General features: G+C 60.0%; 21 protein-coding genes. 11 read left to right on the plus strand and 10 right to left on the minus strand.

From position 1 onward, the window contains the following. Positions 1 to 56: 56 nt before the first annotated feature. The 6 genes from BWR59_RS22860 (at position 57) to BWR59_RS22885 (ending at position 7,120) form a co-directional block, all read left to right on the plus strand. On the plus strand, positions 57 to 1,814 hold the full coding sequence (locus BWR59_RS22860) for an ATP-binding protein (RefSeq protein WP_081567891.1): 1,758 nt from the start codon (positions 57 to 59) through the stop codon (positions 1,812 to 1,814). Then, a complete protein-coding gene (locus BWR59_RS22865) occupies positions 1,808 to 3,148 on the plus strand; it encodes a sigma-54 dependent transcriptional regulator (RefSeq protein WP_081567892.1) in 1,341 nt (446 codons plus the stop codon). Before BWR59_RS22860 ends, BWR59_RS22865 begins: the two co-directional genes overlap by 7 nt. 182 nt (positions 3,149 to 3,330) lie before the next feature. Then, positions 3,331 to 4,653 (plus strand): MFS transporter, encoded by a 1,323-nt coding sequence (locus tag BWR59_RS22870; RefSeq protein WP_081567893.1) that lies wholly within the window; start codon positions 3,331 to 3,333, stop codon positions 4,651 to 4,653. Positions 4,654 to 4,959: 306 nt separating this feature from the next. After that, the gene (locus tag BWR59_RS33155) at positions 4,960 to 5,385 is read left to right on the plus strand and encodes a hypothetical protein (RefSeq protein WP_081567894.1); all 426 of its coding nucleotides are present in this window, start codon (positions 4,960 to 4,962) and stop codon (positions 5,383 to 5,385) included. 421 nt (positions 5,386 to 5,806) lie between these two features. Next, positions 5,807 to 6,286, plus strand: a complete 480-nt coding sequence (locus tag BWR59_RS32930) for a hypothetical protein (RefSeq protein WP_081567895.1) — start codon at positions 5,807 to 5,809, stop codon at positions 6,284 to 6,286. A gap of 210 nt (positions 6,287 to 6,496) precedes the next feature. Beyond that, positions 6,497 to 7,120, plus strand: coding sequence for a flavin reductase family protein (locus BWR59_RS22885; protein WP_081567896.1), 624 nt, complete (start codon positions 6,497 to 6,499; stop codon positions 7,118 to 7,120). Here BWR59_RS22885 and BWR59_RS22890 read toward each other — a convergent pair whose 3' ends face one another. Both BWR59_RS22890 and BWR59_RS22895 read right to left on the minus strand, forming a co-directional pair. Further along, positions 7,121 to 7,360, minus strand: a complete 240-nt coding sequence (locus BWR59_RS22890) for a hypothetical protein (RefSeq protein WP_081567897.1) — start codon at positions 7,358 to 7,360, stop codon at positions 7,121 to 7,123. A 104-nt stretch (positions 7,361 to 7,464) separates the two neighbouring features. Further along, the gene (locus BWR59_RS22895; protein WP_081567898.1) at positions 7,465 to 7,818 is read right to left on the minus strand and encodes an antibiotic biosynthesis monooxygenase family protein; all 354 of its coding nucleotides are present in this window, start codon (positions 7,816 to 7,818) and stop codon (positions 7,465 to 7,467) included. 405 nt (positions 7,819 to 8,223) lie between these two features. Between BWR59_RS22895 and BWR59_RS22900 the strand changes: the two genes are divergently transcribed. Continuing rightward, complete coding sequence (locus tag BWR59_RS22900) at positions 8,224 to 9,111, plus strand: AraC family transcriptional regulator (RefSeq protein WP_081567899.1); 888 nt, start codon at positions 8,224 to 8,226, stop codon at positions 9,109 to 9,111. Positions 9,112 to 9,134: 23 nt separating this feature from the next. Here the strand turns inward: BWR59_RS22900 and BWR59_RS22905 are convergent, their stop codons facing one another. The 6 genes from BWR59_RS22905 to BWR59_RS22930 form a co-directional block, all read right to left on the minus strand. Continuing rightward, positions 9,135 to 10,190, minus strand: coding sequence for an ABC transporter ATP-binding protein (locus BWR59_RS22905; protein WP_081567900.1), 1,056 nt, complete (start codon positions 10,188 to 10,190; stop codon positions 9,135 to 9,137). Between the two features lie 16 nt (positions 10,191 to 10,206). Beyond that, entirely contained in the window at positions 10,207 to 11,055 is an 849-nt protein-coding gene (locus BWR59_RS22910; protein WP_081567901.1) for an ABC transporter permease, read from the minus strand. After that, positions 11,052 to 11,960 carry an ABC transporter permease gene (locus tag BWR59_RS22915; RefSeq protein ID WP_081567902.1) on the minus strand — a complete coding sequence of 303 codons (909 nt, stop codon included), beginning with the start codon at positions 11,958 to 11,960 and terminating at the stop codon, positions 11,052 to 11,054. The genes BWR59_RS22910 and BWR59_RS22915 overlap by 4 nt, the downstream gene beginning before the upstream one ends. Before the next feature lie 250 nt (positions 11,961 to 12,210). Beyond that, positions 12,211 to 13,314: an extracellular solute-binding protein gene (locus tag BWR59_RS22920; RefSeq protein ID WP_081567963.1), complete on the minus strand. Its 1,104-nt coding sequence runs from the start codon at positions 13,312 to 13,314 to the stop codon at positions 12,211 to 12,213. A 217-nt stretch (positions 13,315 to 13,531) separates the two neighbouring features. Next, the gene (locus tag BWR59_RS22925; RefSeq protein ID WP_081567903.1) at positions 13,532 to 14,992 is read right to left on the minus strand and encodes an aldehyde dehydrogenase family protein; all 1,461 of its coding nucleotides are present in this window, start codon (positions 14,990 to 14,992) and stop codon (positions 13,532 to 13,534) included. Further along, entirely contained in the window at positions 14,989 to 16,626 is a 1,638-nt protein-coding gene (locus BWR59_RS22930) for a 5-guanidino-2-oxopentanoate decarboxylase (RefSeq protein ID WP_081567904.1), read from the minus strand. The genes BWR59_RS22925 and BWR59_RS22930 overlap by 4 nt, the downstream gene beginning before the upstream one ends. A 165-nt stretch (positions 16,627 to 16,791) precedes the next feature. Between BWR59_RS22930 and BWR59_RS22935 the strand changes: the two genes are divergently transcribed. The 3 genes from BWR59_RS22935 (at position 16,792) to BWR59_RS22945 (ending at position 19,666) form a co-directional block, all read left to right on the plus strand. Then, positions 16,792 to 17,694, plus strand: coding sequence for a LysR substrate-binding domain-containing protein (locus tag BWR59_RS22935; RefSeq protein WP_081567964.1), 903 nt, complete (start codon positions 16,792 to 16,794; stop codon positions 17,692 to 17,694). Between the two features lie 170 nt (positions 17,695 to 17,864). Then, positions 17,865 to 18,041 carry a hypothetical protein gene (locus tag BWR59_RS32475; protein WP_168184521.1) on the plus strand — a complete coding sequence of 59 codons (177 nt, stop codon included), beginning with the start codon at positions 17,865 to 17,867 and terminating at the stop codon, positions 18,039 to 18,041. A 119-nt stretch (positions 18,042 to 18,160) separates the two neighbouring features. Further along, positions 18,161 to 19,666 (plus strand): MDR family MFS transporter, encoded by a 1,506-nt coding sequence (locus BWR59_RS22945; RefSeq protein WP_081567906.1) that lies wholly within the window; start codon positions 18,161 to 18,163, stop codon positions 19,664 to 19,666. A gap of 3 nt (positions 19,667 to 19,669) precedes the next feature. Here the strand turns inward: BWR59_RS22945 and BWR59_RS22950 are convergent, their stop codons facing one another. Both BWR59_RS22950 and BWR59_RS22955 read right to left on the minus strand, forming a co-directional pair. Next, complete coding sequence (locus tag BWR59_RS22950; protein WP_081567907.1) at positions 19,670 to 20,533, minus strand: cache domain-containing protein; 864 nt, start codon at positions 20,531 to 20,533, stop codon at positions 19,670 to 19,672. Between the two features lie 288 nt (positions 20,534 to 20,821). Beyond that, on the minus strand, positions 20,822 to 21,484 hold the full coding sequence (locus tag BWR59_RS22955) for a TetR family transcriptional regulator (protein WP_081567908.1): 663 nt from the start codon (positions 21,482 to 21,484) through the stop codon (positions 20,822 to 20,824). A 253-nt stretch (positions 21,485 to 21,737) separates the two neighbouring features. Between BWR59_RS22955 and BWR59_RS22960 the strand changes: the two genes are divergently transcribed. Continuing rightward, complete coding sequence (locus BWR59_RS22960; RefSeq protein WP_081567909.1) at positions 21,738 to 22,880, plus strand: efflux RND transporter periplasmic adaptor subunit; 1,143 nt, start codon at positions 21,738 to 21,740, stop codon at positions 22,878 to 22,880.

The following is a 22,880-nucleotide window of genomic DNA, read 5'->3' on the forward strand; positions in this document are numbered from 1 at the left end:
GGCTGCAGGCGGCGCGGTCTGACAGGACCGTGCCGCAACACAACAGGCCACCCACCATGCCTCGCGCCGCCCGCCTCGTTTTTTCAACCCTGCTGATTCTCGCTGGCGCTGTGATCGTGGCGACACTGGCCATGCATCAGGCCCAGCGCCATTCCCTGGAAGACGACGCCGCTCGTGCCCAGGGCCAGCTTTCGCTTTATGCCAATACCCTGCAAACCCTGATCGAGCGCTACCGCGCCCTTCCCGCCGTGCTGGCGCTGGACCCACAGCTGCGAGACGCACTGAAGGGGCCGGTCAGCGCTGAAACCACTCAGGTGCTCAATCTGAAACTGGAGCAGATCAATGGCGCAGCGCAGTCCTCGACGCTGGAATTGCTCGACCGCGACGGTCTGGCGATTGGCGCCAGCAACTGGAAACTGCCCAGCAGCTATGTCGGCCATAACTACGGATTTCGCCCCTACTTCACTCAGACCAAAGCCAACGGCGTCGGGCGTTTCTACGCGGTCGGCGTGACCAGTGGGATTGCGGGTTACTTCCTCTCGAATGCAGTACGGGACGATGCCGGGCAGTTTATCGGCGCCATGGTCGTGAAGCTGGAATTCCCGGATCTCGAACACACTTGGGCCCAAGGCGAGGACCTGCTACTGGTCAGCGACGCGAAAGGCATCGTGTTCATTGCCAACCAACCCGGCTGGCGCTATCGCTCATTGCGTCCCTTGTCGGATCAGGACCGCAGCGAGCTGGGCAGCACTCGCCAATACGACAAACAACCCTTGGCGCCTCTCATTCAGCAGCCCCTACGCACCTTCAACGACAACAGCCATTTGACCAGCGTCGTGGCGCCCGACGGCACTGCGGATTACCTCTGGCAATCGCTGCCGCTGCAACCCGAAGGCTGGACCTTGCACCTGCTGCGCAAGCCTCAGCCCGCCACCGAGGACATTCGCAACGCCGCACTGGCCGCTGCCGGAATCTGGCTGACATTGGTGTTTCTCGGCCTGTTCCTCTATCAGCGGTGGCGGTTGGCGCGCATGCGTCAACGCAGCCGCGAGGAACTGGAACAACTGGTGGAAGAACGCACGCGAGACCTGCGGACCGCTCAGGACGGTCTGGTGCAATCGACCAAACTGGCCGCGCTTGGGCAGATGTCTGCGGCGCTGGCCCATGAAATCAACCAGCCGCTGACGGCACAGCGCATGCAACTGGCTACCCTGCGTCTGCTGCTCGATCATGGTCGTGTCGACGACGCCTACCAGGCACTGACCCCCATCGATCAACAACTCACGCGCATGGCCGCCCTCACCGGCCATCTCAAGACCTTCGCCCGTAAAAGCCCCAGTGGCCTGCGCGAGCGGGTTGACCTGGCCTGTGTGGTCGACCAGGCGCTGCTGCTGCTCGATGCGCGCATCCGCGAAGAAAAGGTCAGCTGTGTGCTAGACCTGACCCGCCCGGCCTGGGTCCGCGGCGACGCCATACGCCTGGAGCAGGTACTGATCAACCTGCTGCGCAACGCACTGGACGCCATGGGCGGAAAACCGCTCAAGCGCCTGGAGATCCGCGTCGAGAGCGAGGGAGATAGCTGGCGGCTGACCGTCGGCGACAGCGGGGGCGGGATTGCCGAAGAGCATCTGGCGAATATTTTCGATCCGTTCTTTACCACCAAACCTGTGGGCGATGGCCTTGGGCTCGGGCTTGCGGTGTCATACGCCATCGTTCATGAACTCGGGGGTCGCCTGGCCGCCGAAAACGTGAACAATGGCGCACTGTTCTTATTCTCTCTGCCCAAGGCTCCGGAGGCCGAAACCCCATGCTGAACTCGGTGATCGTGGTCGATGACGAGGCGCCCATCCGCGAAGCGGTGCAGCAGTGGTTGTCGCTGTCCGGCTTTGACGTGCAACTGTTCAGTCGCGCCGAGGATTGCCTGGCCCGTCTGCCCGAGCACTTCCCTGGCGTGGTGCTCAGTGACGTGCGCATGCCGGGCATGAGCGGCCTGGAGCTGTTGGAGCAACTGCACAAGCGCGATCCCGATTTGCCGGTGATCCTGCTCACCGGCCATGGCGACGTACCGATGGCGGTCGATGCCATGCGCGACGGCGCCTATGATTTTCTGGAAAAACCCTTCACTCCGGAAACGCTGCTGGGCAGCCTGCGCCGAGCACTGGAGAAACGCGCGCTGGTGCTGGAAAACCGCCGCCTCCATGAACAGGCTGACACCCGCTCCCGACTTGACGCCACTCTGCTGGGCCTCTCGCCCACGATGCAGACCTTGCGGCTTCAGGTTCAGGACCTCGCGCAATTGCCGGTCAACGTGTTGATCCGCGGCGAAACGGGCAGCGGCAAGGAAATGGTCGCCCGTTGTCTGCATGACTTCGGCCCGCGAGCAAAAAAACCGTTTGTGGCCGTCAACTGCGCGGCAATCCCCGAGCAACTGTTCGAGGCCGAGCTGTTTGGTCATGAAAGTGGCGCATTCACCGGGGCTCAGGGCAAGCGCATCGGCAAGCTTGAGTTCGCCGATGGCGGCACGCTGTTTCTCGATGAAATCGAAAGCATGCCGCTCGCCCAGCAGGTGAAACTGCTGCGAGTGATTCAGGATCGACGCCTGGAACGGTTGGGCTCCAATCAGAGCATCGAGGTTGACCTGCGCATCATCGCCGCAACCAAGCCTGATCTGCTCGAAGAGGCCAAGGCCGGACGTTTTCGCGAGGACCTGGCTTATCGATTGAACATCGCCGAGCTGCGTCTGCCGCCGTTACGTGAACGACGCGAGGACATACCCCTGTTGTTCGGCCACTTCTCCCGCCAAGCCGCAGAACGTATGGGGCGCAGCGCGCCAATCGTCAGCGGCGGGCAGTTGAGCCACCTGCTGAGCCATGACTGGCCGGGTAACGTGCGGGAGCTGGCCAACGCAGCAGAACGCCAGGTGCTCGGGCTGGACAAACCGGGCTCGGTGGATATGCCGGAGGGACAATCCCTGGCGGCGCAGCAGGAAGCCTTTGAAGCCCACTGCCTGCGTTCGGCGTTAAGCCGCCACAGGGGCGATATCAAGGCGGTGCTGCATGAGTTGCAACTGCCGCGTCGCACGTTGAACGAAAAGATGCAGCGCCATGGGTTGATCAGGGAGAAGTTTTTGCCCGACGGCAGCGCATGACACCTCGGGCATCGGCAACTTCTCGCTTACCCGATGAACGTCTATCGGCGGATTTCCGCTCATCGCATCAAGGCAAACCTTTCTAGACCGGGCCTCTCGGGGCTTGGCACACCTCCTGCTATCACAGTCGTCAGACCGCATCGCTGCGCTCCCTCTAAAAACAATGACTTGCAGGAAACCTTATGGCTATCCCCAACTCTGTGTCCACCGGATCGGCTGCGGCGCCTGTCGCCCAGAAGACCACCGGCAGCCGCCTGAAATCCATTTTCTCAGGCTCGGTCGGCAACATGGTCGAGTGGTACGACTGGTACGTCTACGCCGCTTTCTCCCTCTACTTCGCCAAAGTCTTCTTCCCCAAAGGCGATACCACCGCCCAACTGCTCAACACCGCCGCGATCTTCGCCGTGGGTTTCCTGATGCGCCCGATCGGCGGGTGGTTGATGGGCCTCTACGCGGACCGCAAGGGTCGCAAGGCTGCGCTGATGGCGTCGGTACTGTTGATGTGCTTCGGCTCGCTGATCATCGCCCTGACGCCAGGTTATGAAACCATCGGCGTCGGCGCGCCGATACTCCTGGTGTTCGCACGCCTGCTGCAGGGCCTGTCGGTCGGTGGTGAATACGGCACCTCAGCGACCTACCTCAGTGAGATGGCCACCAAGGAACGTCGCGGTTTCTTCTCCAGCTTCCAGTACGTGACCCTGATTTCCGGGCAGCTCATCGCGCTGGGCGTGTTGATCGTGCTGCAGCAGACCCTCACTACCGAGCAACTGAACGCGTGGGGCTGGCGTATTCCTTTTGCCATCGGCGCGCTGTGCGCGGTCGTTGCGCTGTTCCTGCGTCGCGGTATGGAAGAAACCGAATCCTTCACCAAGAAGAAGGAAGAGCCGAAAGAGAGCCTGATGCGCACGCTGATGCGTCATCCCAAGGAGCTGATGACTGTGGTCGGCCTGACCATGGGCGGCACCCTGGCCTTCTATACCTACACCACCTACATGCAGAAATACCTGGTGAATACCGTCGGCATGAGCATCACCGATTCCACCACTATTTCTGCGGCGACGCTGTTTCTGTTCATGGTGCTGCAGCCGGTGATCGGCGCGCTGTCGGATAAAATCGGCCGTCGCCCGATCCTGATCGCCTTCGGTGTGCTGGGTACGCTGTGCACTGTGCCGATTCTGACTACTCTGCACACCATTCAAACCTGGTGGGGCGCGTTCTTCCTCATCATGGCAGCGCTGATCATCGTCAGCGGCTACACCTCGATCAATGCCGTGGTGAAAGCCGAGCTGTTCCCGACAGAGATCCGCGCGCTTGGCGTCGGTCTGCCGTACGCATTGACCGTGTCCATCTTTGGCGGCACCGCCGAGTACATCGCCCTCTGGTTCAAGAGCGTCGGCATGGAGACGGGTTACTACTGGTACGTGACTGCCTGCATTGCCTGCTCGCTGCTGGTCTACGTATTCATGAAAGACACCCGCAAGCACTCGCGAATCGAGACCGACTGACCCGCGTCCGAACCAATGCTGCCCTGTAGCAGCACGGCTTGCCGGCGGTGACGGACTCGGAACCGCTACCGCCGGCGAGCCGGACTGCAGGAGGTCGGGAGCAAATCAGAGGGGCAGCCATGAGAGTGAGCTGCCCTTTTTTCCGCTGCAATGCCGGCTAAGTCGCTGAATCATCAGCGGCTTTTTGCAGTATCAATTTCAACGATGATCGCTACCAATGCGATTGACTTCTTAATAATCCAGAGCCGAGTAAAGTTAACTCCATACCGAGTTACCAACTAATCAAATCGATCTGGAGCAACTACCATGAAAACTAACAAACTGATCTTCGGCCTTGCTTTCTCTATCCTGGCTAGCAGTGCTTTCGCACTTCCAGCTGTAGATGCCAGCAACCATATCAATGCACCGGTAGTTGCTGAAAACGGTTCCTCCCACACCAACATCGGCCGCGTTGCTGCTGACGGTGCTGACCACGTAGGCGCCAACCGCCTTGCCGCTGACGGTGCTGACCACGTAGGTGCCAATCGCGTTGCTGCTGACGGCGCTGACCACGTAGGTGCCAACCGCGTCGCCGCTGACGGTGCTGATCACGTAGGTGCCAACCGCGTTGCTGCTGACGGCGCTGATCACGTAGGTGCCAACCGCGTTGCCGCTGACGGTGCAGACCATGTTGGTGCAAATCGTCTCGCTGCTGATGGTGCTGACCATGTCGGTGCGAACCGTCTGAGCTGATCGTTTTACGGTTTCTTCCCCAGCCCGGCCTTCGCCGGGCTTGATTTTTTCTGGCGCAATAATTCGTTACAAGCCCCGTATCTGCTGGCCCTCTTACTTTTGTCAGTCACCAAAACTCTCAAACTCTCCCATCTGCACCATGCATTCAGTGAATACTGGCAGATCACGCAAGCTGATGCGGAAAACTCTTAAATTCACACAATTCAACAGCTGTCAAGAAGTGAACCTGTCAGAGTTGACAGATTTTGCCCCATTTCAGATCAGAAACCGCTACAGCGCTTTAAAACCGGGCGTTTCAGCCAACTATCATTTTCAGCGATGGTCGTTAGCAACCTTGTTAACTTCTACTTAATGCACACGCGCGTAACATTAGCTCCATACCCAAGTTGAAAAATTATTGAACTTTGATGGAGCAAACATCATGAAAACTTCGAACATTATTTTTGGCCTTAGTCTTTCCATCCTGGCATCGAGCGCATTCGCTCTGCCTGTTTCGGACACCCACTCTGTATTGAACGGAAGTGCGGTAGCCGAGGGTGGTTCTTCTCACACCAACGCTTCACATACCGGCTCTTATCGTCAGGCTTCCGATGGTTCTGATCACGTCGGTGCAAATCGTCTGGCCGCTGACGGTTCCGAACGTTCTTCGCAGTTCCGCCAGGCTGCCGATGGCGCTGACCATGTCGGTGCAAACCGTCTGGCCGCTGACGGCTCCGAACGTTCGTCGCAGTTCCGCCAGGCCGCCGATGGCGCTGACCACGTCGGTGCAAACCGTCTGGCCGCTGACGGTTCGGAACGTTCTTCCCAATTCCGCCAGGCTGCCGATGGTGCTGACCACGTCGGTGCAAACCGTCTGGCAGCAGATGGTGCTGATCACGTAGGCGCCAACCGCGTCAGCTGATTCAACTGATACCGCTTCAAGGTCTACCGCTTCACACGTTTCACCTCCCGAACTCCCTTTGTAGCCCGGCTTATGTCGGGCTTTTTTTTGCCTCGGGATCGGCGGGGTCTGGAAACCTCAAGTAATGCCTTGCACTATGACGGCCTTCATTCTGTACAGACAGCCGTCGCTTTTGAGCTCTGTCGCTTACATCTATCCAGGAAATGCGCCATGTCAGACGATATTCATTTCTACGAGCCTTCCCAAGGCCATGGGCTGCCTCACGATCCGTTCAACGCCATTGTCGGTCCGCGCCCCATCGGCTGGATTTCGTCGCAGGATGCCCAAGGCAAACTCAATCTTGCGCCGTACAGCTTCTTCAATGCCTTCAACTACATACCGCCGATCATTGGTTTCTGCAGCATCGGGCGTAAGGACAGCCTGAACAACATTGAACAGACCGGAGAGTTCGTCTGGAACCTCGCGACTCGGCCTCTCGCCGAGCAGATGAACATGAGCTGCGCCCCCGTGGCGGCCGACGTCAACGAGTTCGAACTGGCCAACCTTACGGCCGAACCATCGCGCATCGTCTCGGTGCCAAGGGTGAAAGAAACGCCGGTAGCGTTCGAGTGCAAGGTGACGCAAATCATCCAGCTGCAGCGCGCCGATAAAGAAGTGGTGCCGAGCTGGTTGATTCTGGGGGAAGTGGTGGCGGTTCATATCGCCAAGCGGCTGCTCAAGGATGGGGTCTATGACACCGCGGCAGGTGAGCCGATCCTGCGCGGCGGTGGCCCGGCAGATTATTTCCAGCTGGGCCCTGAGTCGTTGTTCAAGATGTATCGGCCAAAAGCCTGATCAGTCCTGCGCGAACATCAACTCACCTTCGGATGTCACGTCGATCAGCCGCTCCAGCTCCTGGGCAGCGGCCTGATCGGCTGCCAGTGCAGTCTTGAATTTTTGATCATCGAGGACGCGATGAAAAGCCGGCGCACCGCCCGCTCCCAAGCCCTTGACCGCAATCGCGGCGCTATAGCCTCCCTCACCGGGAACAGCAGCAGAAACGGCTTCGTGGTGCTGGAATTCTTTGCGTGCCATGGGAGGACGGTCCTGCCTTGAAAAGGGAAAGGCGAGGATTTTAAACAGTCACGGGCAATTTGGCTAAACGAGGGTTTTGATCTGCTGCGGGTAAATCGAGCAACTCACCCCGCCTTGCGCACATCAGGCAAGCCATAAGCCCGTTCAGCCTGAGCCTGGGTAACGTTAGCGAAGGTCTGGAAGTCGAGGCTGCTCACCAGCAACTCGGTGACCAGTGCAGTAAAGATGTTCAGCTCTGGGGTCGCGAACCAGTCGTTCATCGCCGACTTGTCAGCCCAAAGCCCGAAGAGGACCCACACATCATCTTCGGTCATGGAGCGGTGCAGGGCGAAATGCAGGCAGCCCGCAGCATTGGAGGACGGTACGATCAACGTGCTCAAGCGTGCGCCCAGTTGCGCACTGTGTCCGGCTCTGGCGCGCAGAGTGACTTGATGGCTCACGACGGAAGTGCTTTGCATGGTCCTGCTCCTTTGGTCGCTTTGAATCAGCCGGGATCGGAAGGGCATAGCGGCTGGAATTGAAGATTAGGGGCTGGGGCGCAAATGCCGGTAGCCGATTACTGCCCCGTTATTGCCTGATTCTGCGCGGATGCTGCTCATACGCCCGTCATGGAAACGCTGGATCGAGGAGCGGGATGTGGGACTTTCAAGCAACCAGGCCAGCCAGACAGCGCGTTTCGTCGCTCAAAACGTGAACCCGCTGCAGAATCAGGCAATCATCCGGCAGGATTCGCCTAACGCCTGCGATTGCACAAAAATAAGCTGTGCCACATCGATGCTTCGTCAGAGGACTTTCCCATGTTGCCTACCGCCGTTGAGCCCGCCGTGCCAGATCTCCGGCCTACGCCCGAACTGAGCGCGCAGATGGAGCAGCAGCGCGCCGAACTGGCGGAGCTGATCCGACGCCACGCCCCTTCTGACGGTAGTTTTCAGACGCTGATCAAGCCGCTGTTCATGGTGCGTCACGACCACCCGCTGCAGTCGGTACCCGGTCTGGTGCAGCCGGCGCTGTGCATCATGGCGCAGGGCCGCAAGGACGTGACGCTGGGCGGCGAGCTGTTCACGTACGACCCCCTCAATTACCTGGTGCTGTCGGTCGCGCTGCCGATCAGTGGCAAAGTCATCTACGCCACGCCGGAAGACCCGCACCTGGCGATGCGTCTGGATATCGACCCCGCGGACATCAACGCGCTGATTGCCGAAGCAGGCCCCATGAGCGTGCCGACCCGCCCCAGCGGACGCGGCATGTACGTCGAGCGTATCGATTCGCAGCTCCTGGATGCGGTCATCCGTCTGATCCGCCTGCTGGACAGCCCGAAAGACATTCCGATGCTCGCACCGTTGATTACACGCGAGATCCTTTATCGCCTGTTGCGTGGGAGTGAAGGTTATCGGTTGTACGAGATTGCCATTTCAAACTGCCAGACCCATCGCGTGACTCAAGCGATCAAGTGGCTGAACGACAATTTCCAGCAGCCTCTGCGCATCGAAGAGCTGGCGCGGGAAGTGAATCTCAGCGTCTCGACCCTGCATCATCGTTTCAAGGCTGTGACCGCAATGAGTCCGTTGCAGTACCAGAAACAGCTGCGCTTGCAAGAAGCCCGTCGACTGATGCTCTCCGACGGAATCGAAGCTTCGGCTGCCGGGTACCGGGTCGGCTATGAAAGCCCTTCCCAGTTCAGCCGCGAATACAGCCGCTTGTTCGGCGCGCCACCGTTGCGGGACCTGGCGCGCCTGCGCAAAACACTCTGAAGATTGACTCACAGCTGCGCCTGTCAGGCGCTCAGCACCCGACACGCCTCAGCCGGGATAGTTACCGACACCGGATGCCCGACGTTCAACCCAAGGCTCTGATTCGGTGTGCTCAATGCGGTCAGTGAAACCCCGCCACAATCCACCGTGGTTTCGATGGTCGCGCCAATGTCGCGAATGAAAGTGACCGTGCCATTCAGACGGTTGGCTGCTGCCGCTTCGGAGCGCGACAACTGCAGATCTTCTGGCCGAACCAGCATCCTGATCTCGGCCCCGGCCTTGATCGTGTCGCTGATCGGGACGTCGAGCGCATCCCCTGCAGGCAACTGCACGCGCCCTCCTCCCAATGCCTTGGCCGCAAAGATGTTGCCTGAGCCGATAAAATCCGCGACGAAGGCATTGGCCGGATTGCGATAGATCTCGATAGGCGTGCCGACCTGCTGCACACGGTGCTCACCCAGAACCACGACGATGTCTGCCATGGTCATGGCTTCGCGCTGGTCGTGGGTCACCAGAATGGTGGTGATGTTCAGCTGTTTTTGCAGTTGGCGGATTTCCACCTGCATCGATTCCCGCAGCTTTGCATCCAGCGCCGACAGCGGCTCATCGAGCAACAGCAGCTTGGGGTGCGAAGCGATTGCACGGGCGATGGCGACACGCTGACGTTGCCCGCCGGACAGTTTCGCCACCGGGCGATCGACCATCTGTTGCAGCTGGATCATCGCCAGCAACTCGGTGACGCGGGCCCTTTGCGCGGCCTTGTCGACACCCCGCAGCTTCAATGGGTAGGCGATGTTTTCGCCCACCGTCATGTGCGGGAACAGCGCCAGGGATTGAAACACCATGCCGAAATTGCGCTCATGGGCCGGGGTGTGGCTGACGTCCTCGCCATCCAGGCGGATTTCGCCGCTGGTGATGGTTTCAAGGCCGGCGATCATGCGCAGCAGCGTGGTCTTGCCACAGCCCGAAGGCCCGAGAAAACAGACGAGCTTGCCTTGCGGCAGGTGCAGATTGACGTCGGTGACGGCGCAGGCCGAGCCGTAGAATTTTTCAACGTTTTCCAGAATCAGTCCGGTCATTTCTTCACACCTCAAATCAGAACGAAACGCCACCTTCACCGACGAGCTTCTCCAGCGCCCAGATCAGGACGAAGTCGATGAGCACGATCAGCACGGCGAACGAGAAAACGGTGGGGTCGAGCGAGGAGACGGTGCGGCTGTACATCCAGATCGGCACGGTCATGACGTCGATGTTGTACAGAAAATAGGTCACCGTGAACTCGTTGAACGAGACGATGAACGCCAGCAGCATCCCCGCGAGAATCCCCGATTTCATCAATGGCACGACCACATCGACGATGGCGCGGGTCGGCGAAGCGCCCAGCATTTGGGCGGCCTCTTCGACTTCGCTGCCAATCGTCATCATCGATGCGGTGCAGTTCTTGATCACGAACGGCAGCGCGAGAATCACGTGGGCGATGACCAGCCGCGAGGTGTTCAGATGGAACGGCAGGCTGTCGAATACCAACAGCAAGGCCAGCCCCAGGACCACCATCGGGAAGACCAGCGGCAATGACATCAGCTGCATGGCAAACGCCTTGCCACGGAATTCGCAGCGGGTCAGCGCATAGGACGCCGGGACCGCGATCAAGGTGGCGAAGATCATCGTCAGGCACGCCACCATCAGGCTGGTGGTCATGGCCTTGCCAAGGCTCAACACATCGCTTTCATCCGGTGACACAAAAGTCTGCCACGCCGCCTTGTACCACTGCAGGCTGTAGCTGCTGGGCGGAAAGTCGAGATTGGCCGAGCCACTGAATGACATGACGATCATGGTCAGGATCGGCGTGACAGCGAGGAATAGAATCACCCCCGACAGAATGGCCGCGAAGCGCCCCGTTTCTCCCGGTAATAACGGCTGGGAACGCCGTATTTTCTGGCTCATTGCGAAGCCTCCAGCATGCGCCGACGGCGACCGGTGACGAATTCGGAAAGGGTCATGATCGCCAGTGTGGTGACGATCAGTACGACACCTGCCGCCGAAGCCGCAGGCCAGTTCATCAATGGTGCGATCTGATCGTGAACCATGACCGCGAGCATCGGCACCCGACGCCCCCCCAGCAGCAGCGGCACGACAAAGCTGCTGGCGTTGTAAGCGAAGACCAGCGTCGCACCGGTAATGATCCCCGGCAGGCTCATCGGCAGAATCACCTGGCGAAACACCTGGAAACGACTGGCGCCCAGCGTCGCGGCGGCCTCTTCATAACTGCGGGAAATGCCGCGCATGGCGCTGGCAATTGGCAGCACCGCCAGCGGAAACGCAGTTTGCACCAGCCCCATCAGCACCCCGTTCTGGTTGTACAACATCATGATCGGACGCGTGATCAGGCCCAGTCCCTTGAGCGCCTGGTTGAGCATGCCCGCCGGGCCGAGAATCACCAGCCAGCCGTAGCTTTGCAGCAGCAGGTTGACCAGCAGCGGCAGCAACACTGCAGCGAGGAAGATGCGCCTGACGAAGGGCGACTTCAGGCGCGCCATGGTGTAACCCACCGGGATCGCGAGGATCACGGCAATGACCGCGCTGATCAGCGCGAGTCGCAGGGTCAGTAACAGGGATTTCAGGTAGTAGGGTTCGAACAACTGCGCATAGCTGTCGAGGCTGAAACCGCTCCACTCAGCGCCTTTGGTGCCGACGCTCATGCGCAGCACCAGCAGGCTGGCGACGATAAGTACAGCGAGAAACAGCATGGACGGAGTGAGGAACAACCAGGCGCGAGCCGTGGGCGAGAGTGGCCGGTTTCGACGCGGTTTGGCGGCGTCTTCCTGGCGCGTTATAGGAGGGTTGTGCATGTGTTTGATCTCGGATTAAGCGGTGAGTCAGAGATGCATCTGTTGCCTGTTACAGCCATTTCGCGAGCAAGCTCCCTCCCACAGGCACAGTGGAGGTGGTAAAAAACGGCGTCACACTTGGAGATTCTGGCGGACCTAAGCCGCAGAATAAGCATGCGCCGCCGCCCCCCGTGGGAGGGAGCCTGCTCGCGAAGACGTAGCGGCATACACCCAGTAAGCATCTGCCTGCTGCCATTTCATGAGCGCAGAATCAGGACGAGAAAATCTCGGTATATCGACGAATCCACTGGTCATGCACCGTCGCCAGGAAGGCGTTGTCGTGCATGATCGCTTTGTCGGCGATCTGCTCAGGGGTGAGAATGTACGGGCTCTTGCGCGCTTCGGCGGAGATCACCGCCTTGGCATTGACCGGGCCGTTATAGATGTCTTCGGCCATCTTGCCCTGCACTACCGGGTCCAGGGAGTGGTCGAGGAAGGCGTAGGCCAGATCCGTGTCGCCAGGACGATTCTTCGGCATCACCGATTGCATCAGGTCGGTGTAGAAACCTTCCTTCATCCCGAACGTAGCACCCAGACCGTAGTTAGGGTCGCGGATCTGTTTCGGGAAGAACGCAGGGGCGTAAAGGCCACCCATGTCCAGCGAGCCGGTGCGGAAGAGTTCGGCAATCTGATTCGGGTTTTCGCCCAGAGTCACCACGCGATCCTTGAGCTCAGCCAGCTTCTTGAAGCCCGGCTCGATGTTGTGTTCATCACCACCGGCCAGCTTCGCGGCGATGATGATCAGGTCCATGGCTTCGGTCCAGTTCGGTGGCGGCAGGAAGATGTTCGGCGCCATGTCCTTGTCCCACAGCGCGGCGTAGCTGTCCGGCGCCTCCTTGAGGGTGCGGGTGCTGTAGACCAGGCTGTTGCACCACAGCAGATAGCCGATGCCATGCCCGTCTGCGCCGGTACGGTATTTCTCCGGGACGTCGACGATGTTGGGAATGCGGTTCAGGTCTGGTTTTTCCAGCAGACCGGCCGCCGCCAGCCCTTCGGCGCCGACGCCGGCCAGGGTGATGATGTCGTACTGAGGACGATCGCCACCTGCCTTGAGTTTGGCGACCATTTCCGAGGTGCTGCCGGTGCGGTCGGCGATCACTTTGGCGCCGGTCTTGGCTTCGAAGGTCGCGGCGATATTGCGCAGCGCCGCAAGGCCGGTGTCATCCGACCAGGTCAGCAGACGCAAGGTCTTGCCTTGAAACCTGCCATCGCTGGCACTCGCCCGGATGAAGGGCATGGACATGGCCGCCGCGCCCACTGATGCGACGCCCACTGCCTTGATGAATTGCCGTCTGTTCAGATCATGTTTGCCCACGTCGGACTCCATTGTTTTTCTGTCGCATGGTTGAGGGAAATCGCACCGCAGCGCGCAAGCTGGCTTGGCTACAGGCCCCGATTGGCGGGGTGTTCAGCAAGTCAGCGAGGTCATCCTGCGGTGGTGCAGGTTCCTCAACAATCGAAAGTTTTTCATTGGAGCCATGTGCCCGACGCATGCCTTGTTCAGAGGCATGCGTGAGCCATTTTCGACCAGGTCAGACGCCGCGAACGACGTGCTTGATTTCCTGAAACGCTTGCATGCCCCAAGGGCCTAACTCTCGGCCCAGGCTGCTTTGCTTGTAACCGCCCCAGGCGGCTTGCGGGAAGATCACCTGCGGGGCGTTGATCCACACGAGCCCCGCCTGCAGCGCGTTGGCGACGCGTTCGGTGGTCTCGGTATCTCGACCGACCACACTCGCCACCAGGCCGAACTGGCTGTCGTTGGCCAGGGTAATTGCCTCGCCTTGCGAGCTGAAACCACGCACGCACAGTACCGGGCCAAAAATCTCCTCACGCCACAGTGCACTGTCCAGGGGCACATGGCTGAAGACCGCAGGCTGCAAGAAATATCCGCGAGGCTGATCGGACGGGCGTTTTCCACCGCACAACAGCTGCGCGCCGGTGTCTTTTCCGGCTTCGATATGAGCGATTACCCGCTGATACTGTGCCTGATTGACCAGCGGCCCCATCTCGGCGTCGTCGTCCTCAGGCCCGCCGACCTTGATCGATTGCGCCTTGGCAACGATGCGCTCAAGGAAGGGCCCTAGCAGTTCATTGGCAACCAGTACGCGGCTGGTCGCGGAGCACATCTGGCCCGCGTTGAAATAGCCGCCCCCACTCGCAAGCTCGACGGCCAGATCCAGATCGGCATCGGCCAACACAATCAGGGAAGACTTGCCGCCCAGTTCCAGGCTCACGCCCTTCACGGTTTCCGCCGCACGCTGCATCACCTGAACGCCCACCGCGTTGCTGCCGGTAAACGACACCTTGGCAATGCCCGGATGTGAAGAGATCGGCGCGCCGACTTCCAGACCGGTGCCGCACACCACGTTGAATACGCCGGTCGGCAAGCCGCTGTCAGCGATGATCCGAGCCAGTTCCAGCTCGGCCAATGGCGTCACTTCGGACGGTTTCAGAACCACACAGCAACCGGCAGCCAGCGCGGGGGCAAGCTTCCAGGCGGTGGTGACCATCGGGAAATTCCACGGCACGATCAGCCCGACCACGCCGCAAGGCTCGCGACGCAGACGTGCGGTGAAGTCCTCGCTCGGCAACTCGACTGCGCGGTTTTGCTGACCGTCAGACGCCTGGGCCAGATCGGCGTAATAATTGAAGGTGCCGATGACATCGTCGACATCGATCGCCGCCTCGAAACCCGGCTTGCCGTTGTTGCTCGACTGCAACGCAATCAACTTTTCACGCCGCGCCGCCACACCACTGGCGATCTTGCGAAGGATGATCGCCCGCGCCGCGCCGGTGGTTCTCGACCACGCATCAAAGGCTGTACGCGCCGCCCGAACCGCGTCATCCACCGCCCGCGCATCGCCACCCGTGACGATGGCCAGGCGCTCTTCGGTCGACGGGTTGATCACCGTCAGTTGCTCCCCGCCCGAGCGCCACTGCCCTTCGATGTACAGACCTGCCAAAACCGGGTTCACCACAGTCGCCTCATTCACGATGCTTTCAGTCCATTCATCCAGCTGCGCTGGTCGATTTCGATGACCGTCGGGCCCTGACGATCGTTCGCCGCATTCAGCGCCGCTTTCAGCTGCTCAACGCCGCTGACCGCCTCAGCCGCGCAGCCCAACGCTTTGGCGACGCCGATGAAATCCGGGGTGTAGATATCCACGCCGACCGGCTCGATGGCGCGATTGACCATGTATTTCTTGATCTCTTCGTAGCCTTGGTTGTTCCACAGCAAGACGATGATCGGCGTGCGCGCTTCGACCGCGCTGGCCAGTTCCGACAGGGTGAACTGCAAGCCACCATCGCCGATCAGGCACGCCACCGGGTTGCGCTCACCGGCGTCCTGGCTGCCCAGCCAAGCACCGACCGCAGCAGGCAAGGCATAACCGAGGGTGCCGTAACCGGTGGACGAGTTGAACCAGCGGCGAGGCTTGTCCAGATCCAGCGTCAGGTTGCCGGTGTAGACCGGTTGGGTCGAATCCCCTACCAGCACCACGTCAGGCAACACGTCCAGCACGGTTTGAAGGAACAGCGTTTGCCCGCGAGTTGCTTCGTCCCACGAGGCATCCAGCGTGGTTTTCAGCGCTGCAGCACGCTTGTGCCCCCAGTCGCTTTGACGCTCGGCGAGGGACTCGCTGGCTAATACAGCGACCAGCGCCTCAGCGGCGGTCTGTGCGTCCGACACCAATGCGACCTTGGGCGCGAAGTTGCGCACGGTCTGGTCCGGGTCGATATCGATGCGCAGCAACGTGCCAGGAATCTTGAAGTGGCCCTGGAAGGTGATGTCGTAATCGGTCTCCGCCAACTCGGTGCCGATGGCCAGCACCACGTCGGCACCCTCGATGATCTCGCGGGTCGGATCGAGGGACTGGGTCGAGCCGATCAACAGCGGATGGCTGGACGGCAGCATGCCCTTGGCGTTGATCGTCAGCGCAACCGGGGCCTCAAGCTTTTCTGCCAGTTCGGTCAGCGCGGCGGCGGCGTCGATGGCGCCCCCCCCGGCCAGAATCAACGGACGTCTGGCATTGGCCAGCAAGCCCGCCATTTGCTTGATCGCGGCAGGTGCGGGCCCGGCACGGGTGATCGACACCGGCTGGCTGTCCAGCAGGTCGTCGGCGTTCTCGACCAAGACGTCCAGCGGGATCTCGATATGCACCGGGCGCGGACGACCTGCCTGAAACAGGGCAAAGGCCTGCGCCAGCACTGACGGCAATTGCGCCGCCGACATCAACGTGTGGGAGAACGCGGCAACGCCGGCCACCAGCGCGCTCTGCGATGGCAGTTCGTGCAGCTTGCCGCGACCGCCGCCCAACTGGCTGCGCGATTGCACACTGGAAATCACCAGCATCGGGATCGAATCGGCGTAGGCCTGGCCCATTGCCGTGGTGATGTTGGTCATGCCCGGGCCGGTGATGATGAAGCACACGCCCGGCTTGCCACTGGTGCGCGCGTAGCCGTCGGCCATGAACCCTGCACCCTGCTCGTGGCGGGGGGTGACGTGATTGATCGAGGAGCTGGCCAGCCCGCGATACAGCTCAACCGTGTGCACGCCGGGAATGCCGAAGACCTGCTCGACACCGTAACCCTCGAGTAACTTGACCAACACTTCGCCGCACGTCGCCATTTGTCTGGACCTTTATATTCGTTCTGATAACCGTATTTCGAAGCTGCCCGCCAGGCTCGCACCAGACGCAGCAGATGTAGGGTAATTGGAACCGTGCAGACATATCGGTGACAACGCAAAAAATGTCATGCTTAGGCATGTTCTCCACTCATGCCTGCGCAATCGATGAAACGTCTGCCCCCCCTCCCCGCCCTGCACACCTTCCTGATCACGGCTCAGTGCTGCAATTTCACGCGGGCTGCGGAGCTGCTGCACATCACGCAGGGCGCGGTGAGCCGGCAGATCTCCGGGCTGGAAACTCACCTGGGTTATAGCCTGTTTCAGCGCCAGGCCCGTGGTTTGAGCCTTACAGCTCAAGGCCGTGAGCTGTTTCCACGGATCCAGCAGGTGTTCGCCCTGATAGACGAGGCGGTCGACCAGGTCGGGGTCAAGCGCGAGGCGCTGCAACTCAAGGCGCCGACTTGCATGATGCGCTGGCTGCTGCCACGGCTGCTGGAATGGCAAAAGGAACGCCCCGACGTGCCGGTTGAGCTGACCACCACAGTCCAGCACGCGGTGGACTTTCGTCGCGAAGAGTTCGACGCGGCAGTGGTCTACGGCGCACGTCCTGACGGGTCGATGCAGGTTCATCACATTTTTGACGAACAACTGACGCCGGTCTGCTCACAATCTTTGCTCGATAGCTCGACTCCGCTCAGTCAATTGAGTGATCTGGAGCAACACATGCTGCTGCACCCGACTCGCGATCAACGGGACTGGGAACAATGGCTCAAGGCTGCCGGTACAACCCTGAGCAACATCAGCAAGGGGCAACATTTCGACACGCTGGACCTGGCGATGACCGTGGCCTCTCAAGGCTCGGGCGTGGCGATTGGTGACTGGGCACTGATTGGTGAGGACTTGAGCGCCGGACGGCTGGTGATGCCGTTCGATCTGAAGGTCCGGACCGGCGCGGCGTATTACTTCGTGTACCCGAACCGCGGCGGATCGTCGCCGCAATTGCAGGAATTGCTGGACTGGTTGCTCGCACAGGCCGCGCAGCGTGAAGAAGAATCGGTGACCCCGTAGCCCCCTTCGCCCGCACGTCTTTGGCAAGCTCGTGCAACAATGAAGCTTCACGCGCCGCAGAATCGATAAAAACATTCAATCTCTATCGTTCCGCCATCATGGCAATCCCGACCTACACTTACCTTGTCCGTCAAAAAAAGCATTTTTTTAACCGGATCGAGGCAAATGTCATGAGAACCACAATAAGAAGACAATGCGTATACGTCGTCGCTGTTCTGACGGTTCTGAGTATCTACGCCGCTGGCGCCTACCGGATCGAGCAACTGCGCCAGCAACCTCGTATGGCGGTGGTCTGCACCTTCGGCCATTGCGCGCCCGCCGATGCCAGTTTCAGTGCATTGCGCTGAACTCACCCAGGATGAATCGATTAAGTCAGCTATCGATTAGCTAGCTAACGGACTAGACTGGTGACACTTTTCCCGCTGAGGTTTACGGCGGGTCAACCTGCCAGTTCGAGTCCTCGTTCGTGACCAGCCTCAATCAAACCCGCCCCGACATTCGCAGCATTCTGTTCGCGCTGATGATGGCCGTCTTCCTCAGTGCGCTGGACCAGACCATCGTTGCGGTCTCGATGCCCGCCATCTCCGCTCAATTCAAGGATTTCGACCTGCTGGCCTGGGTCATCTCGGCCTATATGGTGGCCTTGACCGTGGCCGTGCCGATCTACGGCAAACTTGGCGATCTTTATGGACGCCGACGCCTGATGCTGGTCGGACTCGGAACCTTCACCATCGCCTCGCTGTTCTGTGCCATGGCGCAAAGCATGGAGCAGTTGGTGCTCGCGCGGGTGCTACAGGGGATCGGCGCAGGTGGCATGGTCTCGGTCAGCCAAGCGATCATCGGCGACATCGTGCCGCCTCGTGAGCGCGGTCGCTATCAAGGTTACTTCAGCGGCATGTATGCGACGGCCAGCGTTGCCGGGCCTGTACTTGGCGGCTACATGACCGAGTACTTGTCGTGGCGCTGGGTCTTTATCATCAATCTGCCGCTGGGCTTCCTGGCCTGGTGGGTCGCTCGCCAGACGCTGGTCGGCCTGCCGATTCCGCAACGCAAACCGATCATCGACTATCTCGGCACGATTCTGATGATCGTCGGGCTGACCGCACTGCTGCTTGGCATCACCGAAATCGGTCAGGGCCACAGCTGGCGCGATGATCATGTACTGATCCAGCTGGGTGTCGCCCTGGCGGCATTGCTGCTCTTCGTCCTGTATGAGCGTCGCACACGCGAACCGCTGCTGCCCATGCACCTGTTTGCCAACCGCAGTGCGGTGTTGTGCTGGTGCACGATCTTCTTCACCAGCTTTCAGGCGATCTCGTTGATCGTCCTGCTGCCGCTGCGCTTTCAAACGGTGACCGGCGGCGGCGCCGACAGCGCGGCATTGCATCTGATGCCACTGGCTATCGGCATGCCGATGGGTGCTTATTTCGGAGGCCGACGCACGTCACTGACCGGCCGCTACAAACCTATCATTCTGACGGGTGCGCTGTTGATGCCGCTGGCAATCCTCGGCATCGCCTTCACTGCGCCGCAATCGGCGATTCTGACGGGACTGTTCATGGTTCTCACCGGCATCGCCAGCGGTTTGCAGTTCCCGACATCACTGGTGGGCACGCAGAACTCGGTGGAAATGAAAGACATGGGCGTGGCCACCAGCACCACCAACCTGTTCCGCTCACTGGGTGGTGCAGTGGGTGTTGCCAGCATGTCGGCATTGTTATTGGCAATGCTGGCGGGTTCCGGGCTGGGTCAGGTCAGCGGCAATGCGCTTGGCGAAGGCAGTTCGGGCAATCTGCTGATGGACAGCCTGCACGCTGTCAGCGGCCCGGCGCTGGAGTTGTTGCGCGGCCAGCTGTCGATGACCTTTCAGCATTTGCTGATGATCAGCGCCGCCGTTTCGCTGCTTGGCCTGGCAGCGGCGCTGATGATGCCGAACAACCTGCTCCGTGGGCGTGAAGATAAGGATCGCTGAGGCTCAACCGTTGTAGTAGCCCACCGCCACCAGAAAATCGCCCACTTTGCGCATGTACGCATGCTTGTGTTCAATTTTGCCGGTGACCGGATTGCGCCAGCGGTATTCGTATTCGCCTTCAGGCTGCTTCTTGATCATGTCCAGCATGGGCAAACCAACGGGTTTGCCCTCCGGGTCCTTGATCTTGCTGAAATCGGTGTTGACCAGACGAAGATTGGTGCCATGAGCGACATAACGCTTGGTGTCGACATTGACCACGAACACATAGAGGTCGTCCTGCAGGAACCCGCCCTTGAGGTTATTGATCGCCTCGACGGTGCCGTTCTCATCCTGCTCCAGCGCTCTTGAAGCCTTGTCCAGCAGCGCTCTGGCCTGCTCCGGCGATGCCCTGGGCAAGTAATAACCCACGGCCAGAACGCGATTATCGACACGCTGGAAATAAACGCGCTTGCGCTCGACCTTGCCATCGTTCTGGTTCTTCCAGCGATACTCGGCCTGCTGAACGCCGGCACTTTCCGGGGTTTGAAGGACTTCCTTGAAGCCCTTCTGCAGATCGGGGTCGAGCACCGAGGAAACGTCCCGACCGATCAAAACCACCGACGGGCCGCCACTGGCAAGCATGACGCCGCTGGTGTCGGTAACGAAGACATAGCGCTCGCCGTCGACGTACTCGCCCTGCCGGCTGAACTCAGCCAGCGCCTTGTCGCCCACTTGCCGGTAATGGGCCACGGCTTTTTCCAGCAACGCCTTGGCCGCCGCTGACTCCTGGGCCTCATCGTCCGTCGCCCACGCCTGCCCGGCCAACAGGCAGGCAATGGCGACGAACACAAGTTTTTTCCACGTTCCACGTTCCGAAACGACCGGCATCGCGTTTACCCCGTTGTTGTTGGTTTGGGAGCAAGCTTAGACCGGGGATGGCATTAAGGAAGTATTCAGCACCACAGCGTTGAGCCTGGCTGGAACCACCGCGCTGCACTATTGAGGCTGTCGGCTTGCTGAATGCGCTGGGGGATTTAGGTAAAGGCTAAGTAAACCACCTGTTCAAGCGTGGTGTACGTATGTATAGATGCAGGCTAACCGCCACACGGTTATAGTCGTGCCCTACAGATCAAGACGGCCGTGGCCTACAGGTCTATGGGCGATTGGAAGCGCTCATCAAGTGGGGCCATCAGCGGGCAATGGCGCAAGGTCTCGCAAGGCAGGACTGAAACGGAGCATATCCAGCACGGTATCGACCAGCCGTTCAGCGTCCTGGTACAGCGCAAAGCTGTCCGGCACCAGTAACCACTGGCCGAGGATGCCGTGAATATAAGCATGCAGACAAATGGCCCCGCGCTGGGGATTCAGGTCAGCGGGCAATTGCCCCTGGCGCGCAGCGTTGCTCAACGCCAGAGCGATACGTTCATTGGCATCGAGCCAGACGAATTGACGCTGACGCCGCATGTCACACATTTCATCGGTGAATTCGAATTTATGAAAAAGAATTTCATTGATGCGGCGGGTTTTTGGGTCCATGGCAACTTGCTGAAACAAATGAACCAGAAGCTTTCGCGTCCATCCCAGCGGGTCGACTTCGTCCTCGCTTTCGCTGGCGCGCGCCATTTCTTCGAGCGGCTCATGCAGGCTGTCGAGCATCGCCTGCACCAGATCAGCCTTGTTGCTGAAGTGCCAGTAAATCGCGCCCCGGGTCACGCCCGCGAGGTTGGCGATGTCCGCCAAGGTGGTACGCGCAACGCCTCGCTCATAGAAAGCCTGCTCGGCAGCTTCGAGAATCTGCCTGCGGGTTTCCTGAGCTTCTTCTTTCGTGCGTCGGACCATGGCAGTAAAACCTCAATGAAAATGCGTCAGGCTCTCCGGTCGAGTGGCCTGAATAGCACGCCGGACGGCCTTTGTAATGCCTTGTCCCGGACCTACAATCGATGCCCTCGCTGCGTTCGCATGTCGCAGTCTTGGGTGTTTACAAACAACCGTGAACGTAAGTATATTCATTAGCTTGCTACTTATCCAGCCGGAAACTCTTTTACACCCTTCCAACTTCTCATGAGCTCAGACTCCTGACCCGAGGATCTTCATGCAATTCAAGCCAGCTGTTACCGTACTGGTCACTGCCGTCGCCCTGGCATCGCTGCTCAGCGGATGCAGTAAAAAGGATGAAGCGGCCGCTGCTGCACCACCGCCCCCTCAGGTCGGCGTAGTGACCATCCAGCCCCAGCCTTACACGCTGGTTTCCGATCTGCCGGGTCGCACCACTGCTTATCGCGTCGCCGAAGTACGCCCGCAAGTGAACGGCATCATCCTCAAACGTCAGTTCACCGAAGGCACCGACGTCAAGGCCGGTCAGCAGCTGTATCAGATCGATCCGGCTATCTATGAAGCCAACCTCAACAGCGCAAAGGCGACTTACGACGCGACCAACTCGCTGGCCGGTCGCTACAAGCAGCTGATCAGTGAGCAGGCCGTGAGTCGTCAGGAATACGACACCGCTGTCGGCAACGCTCGGGAAGCTCAGGCCGCTGTGCAGACCGCCGAGATCAATCTGCGTTACACCAAAGTGTATGCGCCGATTTCCGGCCGCATCGGTCGCTCGCTGGTGACTGAAGGTGCACTGGTGAGCAACGGTCAGGCCGATGCGATGGCAACCATTCAACAACTCGACCCGATCTACGTGGACGTCATTCAGTCCTCGACCGAGATGTTGCGCCTGCGTCGCGAGCTGGAAAGCGGCAAGCTGCAGAAAGCCGGTGACAACGCTGCGAAGGTCAAGCTGACCCTTGAAGACAATAGTCAGTACCCGATCGATGGCAAACTCGAGTTCTCCGAAGTGTCGGTCGACCAGACCACAGGTTCGGTCACGCTGCGCGCCGTGTTCCCCAACCCGAACCACACACTGTTGCCGGGCATGTTCGTGCACGCGCGTCTGCAGGCCGGTGTGAACGAGCAGGCCATCCTGGTGCCGCAACAAGGCGTCACCCGTGACCTGAAAGGCACGCCGACTGCCTTGATTGTCAACAAGGACAACAAGGTCGAGCTGCGTACTCTGGTCGCCAATCGCACCAGCGGCACCGACTGGGTCATCGAGAAAGGCCTGAGCGCGGGTGATCGCGTCATCACCGAAGGCCTGCAGTACGTCAAGCCAGGTGCGGAAGTGAAAGTGGCCGAGGCCACCAACGTCAAGGCAGCAGCCGCCCCGGCTCCCGCGCAAGGGAGTAACTGA

It is taken from the genome of Pseudomonas sp. Bc-h (assembly GCF_002080045.1).
Taxonomy (GTDB): domain Bacteria; phylum Pseudomonadota; class Gammaproteobacteria; order Pseudomonadales; family Pseudomonadaceae; genus Aquipseudomonas.